This window comes from Desulfosediminicola ganghwensis, assembly GCF_005116675.2.
Taxonomy (GTDB): domain Bacteria; phylum Desulfobacterota; class Desulfobulbia; order Desulfobulbales; family Desulfocapsaceae; genus Desulfopila; species Desulfopila ganghwensis.
Window position 1 is genome coordinate 901,248 of the sequence record NZ_CP050699.1, and the last position, 14,656, is coordinate 915,903.

General features: G+C 52.3%; 13 protein-coding genes and 1 pseudogene. 11 read left to right on the plus strand and 3 right to left on the minus strand.

Going from position 1 to position 14,656, the window contains the following annotated elements:
• Nucleotides 1-268 precede the first annotated feature (268 nt).
• From FCL45_RS03930 to FCL45_RS03945, 4 genes are all read left to right on the plus strand, one after another.
• Entirely contained in the window at nucleotides 269-457 is a 189-nt protein-coding gene (locus FCL45_RS03930; protein WP_136797492.1) for a hypothetical protein, read from the plus strand.
• 172 nt (nucleotides 458-629) lie between these two features.
• Nucleotides 630-1,691 (plus strand): DUF4056 domain-containing protein, encoded by a 1,062-nt coding sequence (locus tag FCL45_RS03935; RefSeq protein ID WP_228721438.1) that lies wholly within the window; start codon nucleotides 630-632, stop codon nucleotides 1,689-1,691.
• Nucleotide 1,692: 1 nt separating this feature from the next.
• Nucleotides 1,693-2,292, plus strand: coding sequence for a hypothetical protein (locus FCL45_RS03940; protein WP_136797490.1), 600 nt, complete (start codon nucleotides 1,693-1,695; stop codon nucleotides 2,290-2,292).
• On the plus strand, nucleotides 2,289-2,855 hold the full coding sequence (locus tag FCL45_RS03945; protein WP_338031720.1) for a BamA/TamA family outer membrane protein: 567 nt from the start codon (nucleotides 2,289-2,291) through the stop codon (nucleotides 2,853-2,855). The genes FCL45_RS03940 and FCL45_RS03945 overlap by 4 nt, the downstream gene beginning before the upstream one ends.
• Nucleotides 2,856-2,989: 134 nt before the next feature.
• On the opposite strand, the gene FCL45_RS03950 is transcribed toward FCL45_RS03945, so the two are convergent.
• On the minus strand, nucleotides 2,990-3,832 hold the full coding sequence (locus FCL45_RS03950) for an AraC family transcriptional regulator (protein WP_136797488.1): 843 nt from the start codon (nucleotides 3,830-3,832) through the stop codon (nucleotides 2,990-2,992).
• Nucleotides 3,833-3,913: 81 nt separating this feature from the next.
• Here FCL45_RS03950 and FCL45_RS03955 point away from each other — a divergent pair, with 81 nt between their 5' ends.
• From FCL45_RS03955 to FCL45_RS03975, 5 genes and pseudogenes are all read left to right on the plus strand, one after another.
• Complete coding sequence (locus FCL45_RS03955; RefSeq protein ID WP_167495764.1) at nucleotides 3,914-5,113, plus strand: MFS transporter; 1,200 nt, start codon at nucleotides 3,914-3,916, stop codon at nucleotides 5,111-5,113.
• A gap of 114 nt (nucleotides 5,114-5,227) precedes the next feature.
• Nucleotides 5,228-7,054 carry a hypothetical protein gene (locus tag FCL45_RS03960; RefSeq protein WP_136797486.1) on the plus strand — a complete coding sequence of 609 codons (1,827 nt, stop codon included), beginning with the start codon at nucleotides 5,228-5,230 and terminating at the stop codon, nucleotides 7,052-7,054.
• Between the two features lie 46 nt (nucleotides 7,055-7,100).
• Nucleotides 7,101-7,730: pseudogene (locus FCL45_RS03965) on the plus strand (ABC transporter ATP-binding protein); the annotation flags it as partial.
• Entirely contained in the window at nucleotides 7,727-8,902 is a 1,176-nt protein-coding gene (locus tag FCL45_RS03970) for an ABC transporter permease (RefSeq protein WP_136797485.1), read from the plus strand. The pseudogene FCL45_RS03965 and the gene FCL45_RS03970, both read left to right, overlap by 4 nt.
• Before the next feature lie 25 nt (nucleotides 8,903-8,927).
• Entirely contained in the window at nucleotides 8,928-9,830 is a 903-nt protein-coding gene (locus FCL45_RS03975; protein ID WP_136797484.1) for a metal ABC transporter substrate-binding protein, read from the plus strand.
• An 88-nt stretch (nucleotides 9,831-9,918) separates the two neighbouring features.
• Here the strand turns inward: FCL45_RS03975 and gntH are convergent, their stop codons facing one another.
• Entirely contained in the window at nucleotides 9,919-11,241 is a 1,323-nt protein-coding gene (gntH, locus tag FCL45_RS03980) for a guanitoxin biosynthesis MBL fold metallo-hydrolase GntH (RefSeq protein ID WP_136797483.1), read from the minus strand.
• A gap of 457 nt (nucleotides 11,242-11,698) precedes the next feature.
• Here gntH and FCL45_RS03985 point away from each other — a divergent pair, with 457 nt between their 5' ends.
• Complete coding sequence (locus FCL45_RS03985; RefSeq protein ID WP_136797482.1) at nucleotides 11,699-11,917, plus strand: hypothetical protein; 219 nt, start codon at nucleotides 11,699-11,701, stop codon at nucleotides 11,915-11,917.
• Between the two features lie 129 nt (nucleotides 11,918-12,046).
• Here the strand turns inward: FCL45_RS03985 and FCL45_RS03990 are convergent, their stop codons facing one another.
• Complete coding sequence (locus tag FCL45_RS03990; protein ID WP_136797481.1) at nucleotides 12,047-12,679, minus strand: MBL fold metallo-hydrolase; 633 nt, start codon at nucleotides 12,677-12,679, stop codon at nucleotides 12,047-12,049.
• Between the two features lie 284 nt (nucleotides 12,680-12,963).
• Here FCL45_RS03990 and FCL45_RS03995 point away from each other — a divergent pair, with 284 nt between their 5' ends.
• Nucleotides 12,964-14,169, plus strand: a complete 1,206-nt coding sequence (locus tag FCL45_RS03995; protein ID WP_136797480.1) for an NAD-dependent epimerase/dehydratase family protein — start codon at nucleotides 12,964-12,966, stop codon at nucleotides 14,167-14,169.
• Nucleotides 14,170-14,656 lie beyond the last annotated feature (487 nt).

Sequence of the window (14,656 nt, forward strand, 5' to 3'; positions counted from 1 at the left end):
TGCTGTTTTGTGCTTTTTCAGATTCGAAATAGATTGCCAGTGAAGTGCAAAACAGCTAGAGTCACGCCCTCAGATGTCGTGCAGGATCTTTCATTTATCGGCTAAAAGAGCCGTGTCAATGCAGTTTCGGTTTGTTTCCGTACGTTTATCCTCTTAAGACTTTGTTATTATAAATTATTTGCAGCCGCTGCCGTTGTGTCGTTATGACTGTGCAGTTCGGTTCAGCCTGATTGCGCCAGCAATTTCATCTGGTGTGTGAGTTGAAAAAATGAAGAAATTACTGCTGGTTCTTTGCTTTTTGTTTTTCGGCAATGTTGCTCTAGCCAGTGAGGAGCTTTCGGAAATAGACGATGTGCAGGAGCGATTCGTTTATGATCGCATGTTCCCGATCTGGGGACAGGAAGCATACGATCGTGGGCATGAATTACCGAAACCTTATGTTTTATCAGGGATGTAGGCATAAACCTCGATGGCAGTTTCGAGGTGGAGCAACGCCTCACCAATAAGTGGAATACTATCACCGGTGGCCAGGTAGGAGTGACGGATAACATAGATCTCCTCATTGAAGCCGGCTTCGGTGATCGCCGCAGCCTGATGCTTGGACTTGGCTATCGGTTATACCCGAGGCTGTGCGCCCTTGCTGCGCTGTGGGCAATTCACAGAAGGTTCAGGTCGCAGGTCTTCAGGTACCGCTGTTTCGATACGCAAACACCCTGGAGTTAGACAGCCTTGGCGCTCATGCATATGAGGCAGGTGTTTTAAGTTACCAGCGAAAAGAGCCCGGGGGGCGCCGCGCCACTGAGGGCAACGGGCAGATCTATACCTTGCGCGGCGGCTTTATTGACCTTGCCCATGTGCGGGATACAGCGGATAACACTATCGCCCTTTTTCAAAGAATATTTCGGGATCTGGGTGAATCACAGACTATCTCCCTACCTGAAGAAATTGGCCCCAGAGAGATCCGGCTCACCGCATTTGACAGCAGTGAGTTGAGTTCGCAGCAACGATTGGAGATCAGTGCGCAACTGGCAGCACGGCAGGCGTATTTCATGGCTGAAGCTCATGAACTGGCCCAGTGGCATGGTTATCGCAGCTGGAAACCCTGGTCGGAAGCTGTATCAGCGTACTCATTCGAGGATCTGTATTCAAATATGCTGGGCGCCAAAATCGCCTATGCCCTGATCGTCAATAACCTCACCACAACCCGTGACCAGTATAACCAGCACATGACCAGTTGGCTGTATGCTGTCCTTGAGCAGCTCGGAGCGGTTGAACAGGACAGGACAGACTTGCTCTGGGATGTTGTCGATGGTCATTGGTGGGACTCCCGTAAGCCGCTGCCGGAAAAGTTTATGCTGCTGAAGCGTCATTACCAGATGGGAGACAGTCAAAGTCCCTATCTGGTACCGAGATCTCTCGCCGAAATTCACAATGGCTGGTCTGAGTTGACGGATTTTTATCTCGAACCAGCGGCTCCACTGCATTTGCGCTTGCCCCGGCAGGTGCATGGTTACCAACTGGATACTTTGGCGGTCCAATGGCTTTGGGTCGAGGCCGGGTATCAACTCTCCTTTTCCCATATTCCGAAAGATATCTGGCGTAATGGTTTTACCCAGGAGGCGTTTGGCCGAATAGCGAAAGAAAACAGGAGAGTTGACCAGATGGAACTACAAAAACAACAGAATGATTGAAATGAAAGTATTTAAAAACGCAATGTTATCGGCAGCGTTCGGGGTAAGTGTTCTGGTGTTTTTACCGGGTAACACCTTTGCATTCGGTGAAGAGGAGATGAGTGAAGGGTTTGTTTCCGACTTGCTTGAGCGGCTGGGTGCGGATGGGGAGTATGACCCTGACAAAACAATCGACTTCAGTTTTCTGCCGGGTCCATTTTACAGCCCGGATAAAGAGTTCGGCCTGGCCCTGGTCGCGGTAGGCGCCTATCAGCCGGGTGCCTATGACCCCAATACACAGCTCTCATCGCTTGTTATCACCAGTTTGGCATCAACCAACGGCTCCTATGGTCTGGAAGTATCCAACAAGAGCTTTCTCAACTCTGACAGACAGCGGCTCTATTTTGATGTGGAAATAGCCAATGAAGCCCGGGATTATTATGGAATCGGCTACGACCAGAATCGTAGCGGTGGTAATCAGACATCGATCGATAACCAGCTGTTTCATGTGCCCCCTATGTTCATGCAACGGGTTGCCCGGGACACCTATCTGGTTTTGGCTATGACTTCAATTACCAGAAGGCCAAGGGGGTTGAGGAGAGCGGAACGGATCTGGATTTGAGTGAGCTTATGAGTTCTGGTACCAGTTCGGGACTGACCGTGCTCTTATCCCATGACAGTCGAGACATGGTCACTAACGCGCATAGCGGTAGATTGATTCAACTGGAAGGCTCCCTTTACCGCAAAGATCTCGGAAGTGACAGTAACTTTGAAGTCGTCAGGGCTGAATACAGCGATTATCAGCGGGTCGGCCGGGGCGATGATGTCGTTGCCTGGCAGGCCTTTGGCCGTTTTACCATGGGTGATGTCCCTTGGTACCAGTTTTCTACCGCATGTGGCTCAGACCATCTTCGAGCATATCAGCAGTCACGTTACAGGGATAAACACTTCGTCATGGCCCAGGCTGAATACAGATATAATCCTGCCGGTCGACATGGACTGGTTGCCTGGGCGGGAGCGGGAGCCATTGCGCCGAGCCTTGATGAATTCCATGCAGACGAGATATTACCGACAGCAGGAGTCGGTTATCGCTTTGAAGTGAAGCCAAGAATGAATCTGCGCCTCGATCTGGGTTTCGGTGATGGGGAGAGTGGGTTCTACTTCAATATCAACGAAGCGTTTTAACCCGAGCTGGTAGACTCTATTGGAACGGTTCCGTTTCAACCCCGCACTGCACTGCCGCTGGTTGTGCTGGTAAATGGTTGATTCGGGATTTTTTCGACTTCAAGGCGGAGAGCCGGATTCTGAGACAAAAGGTGTTATTCTGGCCGGGGAGCTTTCTCCAGATGAGTAAATTCGTTACGGCCTATATACTTGCCGGGAGTGATTCCCATGTGCTTTCTGAACATGGCGACAAAGGCGCTGACGCTGTTATAGCCAAGATTCAAGGCAATGAGATTGACTGATTCTCCCGAGGTCAGGCGGACGATTGCTTCCATGAGTCGCGCCTGTTGACGCCACTGTTTGAAACTCATACCGGTCTCCTGGCGAAAGAGGCGGCTCAGCGTCCTGCTGGTCGCACCCGCTTTCTGGCCCCATTCTTCAAGTGTTCGAGTGTCACCTGGGTTATCGAGTAAAGCTGAGGTGATAACCTGCAACCGCCTGTCCTGGGGAGAGGGGAGCAGGAAAGGAACGGTTTCCAGTTGCTGGAGCAGGTCCAGGATAATCCCGATAACCCTTTCTTCATGACTGTCGGTGCTGTATTCAGTTGCAAAGTCAGCTGCATAAACAGTGAGTTCGCGGAGCAGGGGCGGCATTGTGACGACGGCGCATTTGTTGAGCAGGTTTGGTGCAGCCCCGGGCCGGATATAGATATTTCGGAGAGTCAGGTGGTGGGGAGATAATACCTGATGGCTGGTATTGGAAGGTATCCAGACTGCGTGCGATTGCGGCACGATCCAGGTGCCCTTTTCGGTTTTGACGGTGAGCACCCCCCTGGAGGCGTAGAAAAACTGGCAGGGGAGGTGATGGTGCATGGAGTAGTACAATCCGTCGGGATAATCTGCATACATCGACATGACCTGCCTGGAACTGCGCATCAGGATATCCGGAAAGTCGGCCCCATAAACATCTGTCTGAAAATCGATATTTTTTGTCGTCATAGCGTTAAGGGGATCTGTGGTTTTTTGCTACAGTCAACATACTTTGTGGAAATCCTCAATCCAATTTTTTGGAAAAATGCTATGAATACAAGAATATTAAGCTTTCTTTTCGCCGGCCACATGGTGAACGACCTGCATCAGGGCGCGATCCCCGCCTTGTTACCGTTCTTGATCCTGCGGCACGATATGTCCTATTCCGCTGCGGCCGTTATTGTCTTTGCCTTCACCGGCACCGCCACCATCATGCAGCCGTTGTTCGGATATCTGTCGGACAGGTTTGGCGGGACGTGGACCATCTCCGCAGGGGTGATGCTGACCAGCCTGGGGTTTGCCCTGATAGGAGTAGCCCCGGATTATGGTTTGCTCATTGCCGCCGTGATTGTGAGCGGTCTGGGGAGTGCCCTGTTTCACCCGGATGCCGCCGGCATGGTCAATTATGCCAGCGGTGAGGCAAAGGCCACTGCCATGAGTATTTTCGGTGTGGGAGGTGTCCTGGGCTTTCTGATCGGACCGTTCGCGATAACCGCAGCGGTACTGGCATTTGGGTTGAAGGGAGTGGCGATCACCATGCTGCCCGCTTCCCTGGTGGCGGTACTCATTATCCTGCAGCATGATCGGCTGCGGCAGCTGCGGGGAGCAGTCGGCACCACCGATCAGGAGGGTGAGAGCTGCAGAAACGATAACTGGCTTGCGTTTACGGCGTTGTCGCTCACCATCATCGGCAAGTCTGTTATCTATTATGGTCTGTTTACCTTTATTCCGCTTTATTGGACCGATGTGCTCCAGCAATCGCAGATTGCAGGTGCTGCGGCGCTCACCGTTTTTTCTGCGGGTGGTGTTTTCGGCAACCTGTTGGGGGGCCGTCTTGCAGATCTGTTCGGCCACAAGAAAATCGTTGTTGGGGGGTGCTGTCTGCTGATACCTTTGCTTCCCGCACTGCTTTTGGTAGAAAATGTTTTTGTGGCAAATGTGCTGATCGCAACGGTTGGTGCGCTGCTCCTGTTCACCTATGGGCCAACTGTTGTGCTGGGACAGGAGTACCTCCCCAACCATATTGGCTTCTCGTCAGGCATGACCCTGGGGGTGGCATTTTCCATAGGTGGGATGGTGGCCCCTCTGCTGGGGAACCTGGCGGATCAGGAGGGGTTGTCCACGGCATTGAAGTCGATCATTTTCCTTCCGATCCTGGTCACGGCCATTGCCAGCACCTTGCCGACACGTAGGTCGTCACGGAAAATCTCACTTGATGGCAGGACAGGGCAAGGAGCTGTGAAGTCATGATGCCTGACGGGGAAAAGGTTCATGTCTGTCGGCTATTTTGGCTTTTCCTGACAAGCTGATATACTCATCGTAATTCATCCAATTAACCTCTAAGAGTACAGATAGCATCGAAAATTGAGAACCACCATTCGAACTTTTTTGCTGCTTGTAACTTTGTTGCATTCCGCACCCTATGCCAATGCGGACTGGGTGAATTTTACCGGTGCGGAAAATGCGAGGAATATTGCGGAAATTTACGTGAACCGGGATCACGTAAAAATCAAGCTGGAGATATTTGTTGAAGATTTACTGCTTTTTAAAGAGCTTATCCCAGACGAGCTGTTCCGAAAAGCTTCCCATGACAGGCCCGACCTTGGCGAACGGCTGCAGCGATTTTCCGAAAAACGGTTGCAGATTTCAACCGGCAGCGGTGGCAGGCTGATACCCCGGCTCGATCTGGTTGAACCGAGATTGCGGGTGAAACGCACCTCGCTCTTTGCCGGTAAGCTCAACCCTTATACCCGGCGGCCGATCCCCGGCCCGCCTGACGATAAACGGGTGCTCTATGTGGAATTGACCTATCCCTTCACCCGGCGTCCGGATTCACTGACCATCATCCCTGAGCTGGATTCAAGAGGGCTTCCAACTGCCTCGATCGGTTTCATCTGTTATCACCAGGGGGTACCGGTGGTCGATTTTCGCAACCTGACGTCCAGCAACACTGTCAATCTCGACTGGGATGATCCCTGGTATTCGGCTTTTGAAAAGCGTCAGCTCAAGCGTGCGCTGCAGGCCGGTGTTCGCACCTATCTCTATATCGAGCCGTACGAAGTGCGCCACGAGATACTGGTGCGCGTCAAGGACATGATGAGCTGGCTCGACTTCAGCCTCAAGGGGAATGAGTTTATCGAAGAAGAGGAGTTCGACCGGGTTCGGCAGCAGGTCGCAAAGTTTTTCCTGGAGCGGGAAAATGTGCTGATCGACGGCAAGAGGCTCAAGCCGATACTCGACCGGACCGCCTTTGTGGAATCTTCGCCGACCTGGAGCCGTTTTATCGAGATCCCCGAGCGGTTAACGCTCAACACCGCCATGGTTGGTGTGGTCATCACCTACCTTACCGAAGGGATTCCCCAGGAAGTGGTTACCAGCTGGGATCTGTTTTCCGAGCGTGTCAATATGGTGGCTGCAGGCATGACCGATCCGGCGGGCCCCTTTCCATACTCTCTCACGCCGGATGACAATATTCTGAGGTGGAGAAACCACCTGAAGCAATACCGGATACCCACAGTGAATAGCGTTGCTGTGGCCGACAAACACAGAGGTTTCAGGCTGTCTGTAGTAAGCCTGGTCTGCGGTTTGCTGGTCATTGTGCTCTTGATTGTCGCTGTTATCAGATACCGGCAGGAGAAGAGGATCAAATATCACCTTGCTGTGATAGCTCTACTTTTACTCATCGGCGGCATCATGCTGCCCCATTTTCGAATTTCCATCGGCTCCCAGGCGCGGGCGGGCTGGATCGGTTCGGAAGATGCCAGGCTGATAACCCAAAGCCTCTTGAAGAACATCTATCGGGCCTTTGATTTCAGAGACGAGGAGGATGTTTACGACAAGCTGGCAATCAGTGTCAGCGGTGAGATGCTCTCGAAGATCTATCTCGAGAGCAGAAAATCGATGGTGATAGAGCAGGCCGGAGGTGCCCAGGCGAAGATAAAGCAGGTGAAGGTGCTTGCTGCTGAGGTGGTTGAGGCAGTCAGGCAGGAAGGTGAACTTGATGTCAGGACAAGGTGGGCCGCCCTGGGGAAGGTGGGGCACTGGGGACATGTGCACATGAGGCAGAACGTTTATGAGGCGATCCTCACCATCGGTGCGGTGAATGGGTCCTGGAAAATCATTGGCATCGAAGTGCTGGGGGAGGAGCGGGTTGCTCCCGGGTCAACAGGCTATGAAAGACCAACGGATTGAAACGATGATCAGGCTGAACGATGTTGAATTTTTCTATCCCGGCGGAGATTTTCAGCTCTCTGTAGCTGAATTGCGTATTGATCGGGGAGAGAAACTTGCCATCATTGGGCCAAGCGGTTCGGGCAAAACTACGCTGCTGAACCTGGTTGCCGGCATCCTGCTTCCCGGGGCGGGAATGGTCACGGTAAACGGTTTTGAAACGGTTGGTGCTTCGATTTCGACGAGAAGGAATTTCCGTATAACCAATATCGGTTTTATCTTCCAGGATTTTGGACTTATCGACTATCTGAGGGTGATGGACAATATCCTTCACCCCTTTCGGGTGAGCAGTGCGCTCAAGCTGAATGCCGAGGTGCGGCAAAGAGCCCACTGGTATGCGGAGCAGTTGGGAATTGCGACAAGGCTTCATCATCACCCGGCCGATCTCTCCCATGGTGAGCGGCAGCGGGTTGCCATCTGCAGGGCACTGTTGCCGGGCCCTGAGGTAATTCTGGCCGATGAGGCGACGGGAAATCTCGATCCAGAAAATAAAAGACAGATCCTGCAGCTGTTGTTTCAGGCCGTGGACGAGCAGGGTGCCACGGTCCTGGCTGTAACCCATGATCATGAGCTGCTCCAATACTTTGACCGGGTAGTCGATTTTCGGGACTTTTTTGCCGCTAAGGAGGAGGTATGAACAGCTTCTATCTTGCCTGGCAATATCTGAAGTTCAACGCCTCCAAGTCGCTGGTTATCCTGGCTTGCATCACCATCATTGCCGTATTGCCTCTGGCGCTCGAAATTCTTCTCCAGGAGAGCGAGCGGCAGCTGGCTCTGCGCGCTGAAGCGAGCCCCCTGCTGCTCGGCATGAAGGGCAGCGCCCTGGATCTGGTGATGAATTCCCTCTATTTCAGCGATGAAGCCCCTGAGGCGATGAGCATGTCCGCAGTGGAGGAGGTGGCAGACAGCGGCCTGGCCGGCCCCATCCCGATGCATGTGATGTTTGAGGCCCGTGACTTTCCCATTGTCGGTACCTCTGTCGATTACTTTTCCTTCAGGAAGCTTGAGCTCGCCGCAGGGGATATGTTTACCATGCTGGGGCAATGCGTTATCGGCGCCGAGGTGGCCAAAAGCCTGAATCTGGCTGTGGGAGACAGCCTGGTCAGCTCCCCGGAGACCATGTTCGATATCGCCGGTGTCTATCCCCTGAAGATGCAGATCACCGGTGTGCTGGAGCCGGCCCACAGCCCAGATGACCGGGCTGTCTTCGTCGATGTCAAGACCGCCTGGGTGATCCAGGGACTTTCCCACGGCCATAAGGACGTCACCCGTACCGACGACAGCACGGTAATCCTGAAGCGTGAGGAGCAAAACGTCACCGCCAACGCCAAGCTCATCGAGTTTACCGAGATCACGGAGGCAAACATCGGTTCATTTCATCTGCACGGCAAGCCGGACTCCCTGCCTCTCACCGCCGTGCTGGTGGTGCCCAATGACGAAAAATCGGGCACCATCCTCCGCGGCAGGTATCTGGAGCAGGAGACAACACTGCAACTGATACGCCCCAAGGATGTGGTCGATACCCTGCTGGCCACGATCTTCAAGATCCGCAATGTGCTCGATGCGGTTATTCTGCTGGTCGGATTCGCGACCATGCTGGCGCTGCTCCTCGTTTTTTCACTGTCGTTGAGGCTGCGCGAAAAAGAGATCGAGGTCATATCCAAACTTGGCTGCAGCAGGATGACCACCGTGAAGTTGCTGGGCGCCGAGATAGTTTTACTGATTCTGGGCAGTTCTCTGGTCAGTGCAGTTATCCTGGCGGCGATCAGACAGTATGACCGGTTACTGGTAACCAGTATGTTCATTTAATAATAGCTCAAAGAGGAACAACGCCATGGCCAAAGCATGTACTCTGCTCTTGTTTCTGTTTTCCGTGTTGTTGCCTGTTGCAGGTTACGCCGAATCACGACTGCAGGTTTATGTCGTCAACTATCCGCTCGCCTATTTTGCCGAGCGGATCGGCGGCGCCAATGTCGAGGTCGTGTTTCCGGCACCTGCCGGAATCGATCCGGCTTTCTGGCTGCCGGATAAGGCGACAATCAGTGGCTACCAGAATGCCGATCTCATTATTATAAACGGCGCGGGGTATGCGAAGTGGCTTGATAATGTCAGCCTGCCGATGCTGCGCACCATCGACAGTTCCAGGCAATTCCGGGACAAGCTCATCGAGACCGAGTCCACGGTCACTCACAGCCATGGCCCGGGAGGCGAGCATTCCCACACCGGCATAGCGTTTACCACCTGGCTCGATTTCTTCCAGGCGGTGATGCAGGCAGAGTCGGTTTACCAGGCTTTCGTCCGCAAAGATCCGGCGAATACGGCAGAATATGCGGCGAATTTTGGCAGCTTGAAAGAGGATTTGCAGGAGCTGGACCGGCGCATGACCGCCGCCTGTGCGAAAAGCGATGGGGTTCCGTTACTCGGCTCCCATCCGGTCTACCAGTACCTTGCCCGACGCTATGAGCTGAACCTGGAGATGGTGATGTGGGAGCCGGGCGAGGAGCCTGGGGCTGGAGAATGGCAAAAGCTCGAACAGCTGCTTGCGCATCATCCGGCGAAAGCGATGCTCTGGGAAGATACGCCCCTGGCGGAGTCGGGGCAGCGGCTGGCGGAGCTGGGGGTTGAAAGTCTGGTATTTTGCCCCTGTTTTGCCCGACCGGTAGAGGGGGATTTTCTTTCGGTTATGAGCAGCAATGTGGCAAATATCGAATGGTCGTTTGGTGTGGCAGCTGAGTGACTCGTGTTTCTGTCGGTTCACCTTACGAAACTGGCATCAAGCCTTGAGGAAGGAAGCTTGATGCCAGTTACTTGTCGTTGATTATACGCTATTTCTTCACATCAGCGGGATAGGTGAACTCCCGTCCCAGTTTCTTGCTTGCCTCCTGGTAAATCGGCCGCAGTACATCGTCCACGTCCCACACCCCTTCGGCGATAAAAGGGCTGAAGTCCAGACTGTCCACACCCAGCTTTTGGGCCTGCGCTTGCCTGTCTTCAGGTTTTGGTGGTTCGGCCGGGCTGGCCAGGGGCGGTGCCCAGGTATGGTGGTCGACTTCGGCCATACGCACCCGGATCTCATCCTTGGTCACATTCCACACCATGTAGTCTTCGGCCAGGCTTAACGGTCCATCGTAGGTTTTGCGGATGCGCTCGTATACGGCGGCGGTGGTGTCGTAATCCTTGAAGAAGTGGTAGGCGATCGCCATGCGCGGCTTCACCTCGCTCATGATTTTGCCGAAAGCCTCCGGCGCGGTATGTACCTGGGTGCCGACCATCAGCGCCGATTCAGGCGTGAAGAACATCTTGGTTACCAGGTCGGGCACCGCGACGAAGCACTCGTGCACCACCAGGTCGGCATCTTGGGCGTACTCGATAAACCACTTGTTGGGGTAGGTATCGCTGGAAAAGACAAACTTCAATCCGTTCCATTCCAGACTGTAACTGACCGAGCCGTCTATTGCGTGGATGGCAGGGAAAGAACGTATCGTCACCCCGTTATCTTCATAGACCACAGTGTATTCGCCTTTATAATCGAACTCATTCACCTCAAGCTTGTAACCACGAAAATCGATTAATCCGACTCTGCCGGCCAGATCCCAGGTGAGCATTTTCAGCATACTGTCCATGGCATACTGGGTACCCAGTTCGGGTGAGGCACCGTTTGGGCCCCATATTTGCAATGGCACGTTGCGACCCATCAAGGCACCGCCGATGAACAGGTCATGCAGCGCACCGAAATGGTCGGTGTGCAGATGACCTATGAAGACCTTGTCGAGATAGTTGTAGGGGATCTGCAGGGAGCTGATCCGCTCGGCGGAGCCGGAGCCGATATCAAACAGGAACTTGTCGCCGTTGCCCAACTCCACCAGGAAGCAGGCGGCCGCCTGGGCGGCGCGGGTGGTGGGCATACCTGTACCGCAGGCTACGACCCGCATTTCATCAGGGGCCAGATCTTCGCTATTCGGGTAGTACGTGTCCCGCTCCCGGGCCTTGGTCGGTGATACTTCCACCTCATTTCCCTGTGTTTCTTCCGCAAGCGCATGTTGTGGTCCCATGCGGGGGGAAGTTCTGTTGATGCCGTCTGAATGGCCGAACCAATAGCCGATCGAGATGAGAAATAGGGCTATGGTTGGTAGCAGGAACTTTTTCATGGCCTGTTATCTCCCTATTTTTAGTGTAAAAACATTTTCCTGGTCCAGGTCATGTCACCAAGGTGAGAAAGTTGCCAGGCAGCGGTGCCTGACCTCAGGGACTATGAAATACAGATAAAACTGTATGCTTCAGTTTAGCAATGGGAGTGAGAAATGGCAAATGTGGGGAGGGGTGCGGGGAGGTGTATTCATACGACGCATCGACTATGGAGCAATAGCTGATGCCTTGCTTTAAGGAGAGGAATATTTTGAATAATGACAAAACCTGATGGTATATTTGGTTGTCAGGTTGTCAGGTTGTCAGGTTGTCAGGTTGTCAGGTTGTCAGGTTGTTGTGGAGAAAGTGGGTTCGGCAAAACGTGGTGATTGGCGGATGAACTGGTTTGTTCCAACAGATGCCTGTAGAAATAGTGTCACCATTTCAGGATATTCTATCAAATGAGGCTGGAGGAGAGAAATGAAGCGGATTATTTTGGGACTTTTGGCGCCGCTATTGATCTGGTGCGGCAGCACAGCCTCGGTACAGGCAGGCTCCGACCGACGCTCGAACGAATGGCACTACATGTTGGCGCCGATGTTTCTTTGGGGCATAAGTGTCGACGGTACCGCCCAGATCGGGCCGGTGGAGGCACCTCTTGACCAGGCTTTATTTTGCACACCTCATTTTGCTTGTTAATAGCCGGAATCCATTGGCCATCTCCGATAAAGTTCATGGCGGGAGCAATGGCCGGGTGAAAACAAGGGAGTACATCATTCGGTAAGGAGGGGTGTCGTAAAACAGCCCCCTCCAGTCGGTATGTCTGAATCAGCCGCAGCTCAATATTTTCGTTTCGCAAACTCCGGTGAGTTTGTCGGCGAATTGTTCTGCGTCGTCCCTGGTACCCACAAGTGAATCATAATGCATGGGGATAGCCACCTGAGGCTTTATCAACATTGCTGCGGCTACAGCCTCTTCAGCTGTCATCACATATGTGCCGGAGACGGGAAGCAGGGCGATGTCGATATTTTTGAGGTCGGCCATCTCATCAATCAGGTCGGTATCGCCCGCATGATATATTCTGCAGCCCCCGACCGTGATCACAAAACCGAGCCAGTTGTTCTTTTTGGGGTGAAACTTCTTGTTGATGTTGTAGGCGGGGACAGCTTCTATAGTTACTCCGTTCAATTCCAGTGAATCTCCAGGTTGCATTACCCTGATGTCGCCGGAGAGCTTTTTGGCGGATGCCGGCTCCGTGACAATTATCGTGCTATCATCCTGGATTTTGGCGATGTCTTCGGGTGAGCAGTGATCGTAATGGTCATGGGTGATCAGGATGATATCGGCCGGTTCCCCGCCTGATATCTGATAGGGATCTATAACGATGGTTCTGGTGTCATCCCTGATCATGAAGCCATCATGTCCAAGCCAGGTAATGCTCTCCAATATCTTCGAAATCATGGTTCACCTCCAGCGCATTTTTAAATTCTTTCAACCCTACGCTCACTTTATTTGATGGGAGAGGTACAGGTCAAGGACGCTGTGCTGAGAAGCTGGAGTATCTGAAAATGTTTGCCCAAAAGACAGGCCGCGTGAGTTTTAGGGTATAATCCAATCAAGGGTGGAACTGAAAGATGTGGCCTGCTGGTATGAGTAACAATTTGACAAACCGTGTATTAATTATTTTAATTAAATAATTAAATAGAGGTCGCAAAAGGAGAGTACCAGTATTCAGAGGTATTGTTATGGGTACCAGGAAGTTAGCAGGGAAGGAATCTCGGCAGGGGGTTGTGATCGGTGGTTCGGGCCTGGTCGGGGGTACCATTGTCAACTATTTCAAGTCGAAGTGTCCGGAGCCCATCGATGTGCTGGCACCGTCGAGCAAAAAGCTCTCAATACGCGAACCTGCAGATATTCATAACTATCTGCAGGAGAAAAAACCCGATTTTATAATTAATGCGGCAATTGCCAATATCAACTCGGATGAACAGCTCTCGTATGAGGTGAATTATCTTGGTCCGCTCACTCTTGCCAGAGCATCGATTAAGCTGCAGATCCCATATATTCATATCAGTTCTGCGGCGACGCTGGAACTGGGTATGGACATTGGGGAGGACCGCAAGAAGCAGTTCACAACGGGGATGAGCAATTACACCCGCTCCAAGCTGATGGCGGAGAAGACCCTTGAGTATCTTTTCCGACAGGAGGGCTTGGACTATACACTCATCAGGCTGGCAGCGGTTTATGGTAATCACGATCACAAGATCCAGGGCATTCATCGTATGTTGTTTTCTGTGGCCGATGAATCGATGCCCGTTCTTTTTACCAAAAGAGGGGTGCTCCACTCGTATTCAAATTGCCGGAAACTTCCCTATTTCATCCATCATACACTGAATCACCGCCGGGAGTTTGCCGGGGGGGATTATAATTTTGTGGATAAGGACCCGGTGGAGCTGGTTGATCTGATAATGACCATCAAGTCCTACCTGCAACTCAATATACCTAAAGAAATCTGTGTACCATACGTGTTGGCCAGAAGTGGCCAGAAGAGTGTGGGGGTGCTGCTGAAGCTGCTGAGAAAGTTTGGGCTTAAAGCGCAGCTGCCGTCTGAGCTGGTTTTTCTGAAACAGTTTTATGTCAGCCAGACCCTGAACTCTGACCGCCTGCGGAATTCGAGTTTCGCTGATCCGGCCCCCGATGAGACAATCTATAGCCGTTTGCCGGAAATGATTCTGTACTATATCGATCGTTGGAGCCACCAGAATCTGATCTCCACCTATAACGAGGAAATGAAGTTGGATAAGGATTTTATTGAAACTTTTCAACACAATCCCGAAGCGCTTATGGGGGCAGCACATCAGGGTGCTGTTCGAACTGTCGGTGGCGAAGTGGGGTGGCGCAGTGAACAACAGGCTGACAGTGATGCCAGACCAGAGGAAGCCCATGGCTGAACCCTGTAATTTTTATCCCGGCCGAAAAAAAATTACAGGCGGGTGTATGGAACTACGGGTAAGGCTGTAGTTATCATGATCAATATTTTGGAATTATGATTATTCCAGGTCGGTTATCACGTTTGGCCAATTTCGAAGTCTGTTCGCATGATTTCCGCAAAATACTATTCGTATTAATCCATTACGGCAGTTCAAGTGTGTGGCAGGTGCATTGGTGCGGCAGGCAGGTCGGGTTGAAAATGAGTTGTAGCAATTTTTCCTGTCAAACCAATGCCTAATGGAGTTGCTTAGCAGGAAGTTGCCGGACGTCTCCGCAATTCCGTCGATGTTGAGAAAAGACCTGACACGGCAGCTCCCCCGAAATCCCTATTGATTCAAAGTGCAATCTCTTGTAGAAACCCCCACGTTGTACTGTGTTATTTCATTTCTGACGTGAACCCTTCAAGTGCTCGCATCCGGCGGGCCTGTCAAATAGTTCGAGGCAGAA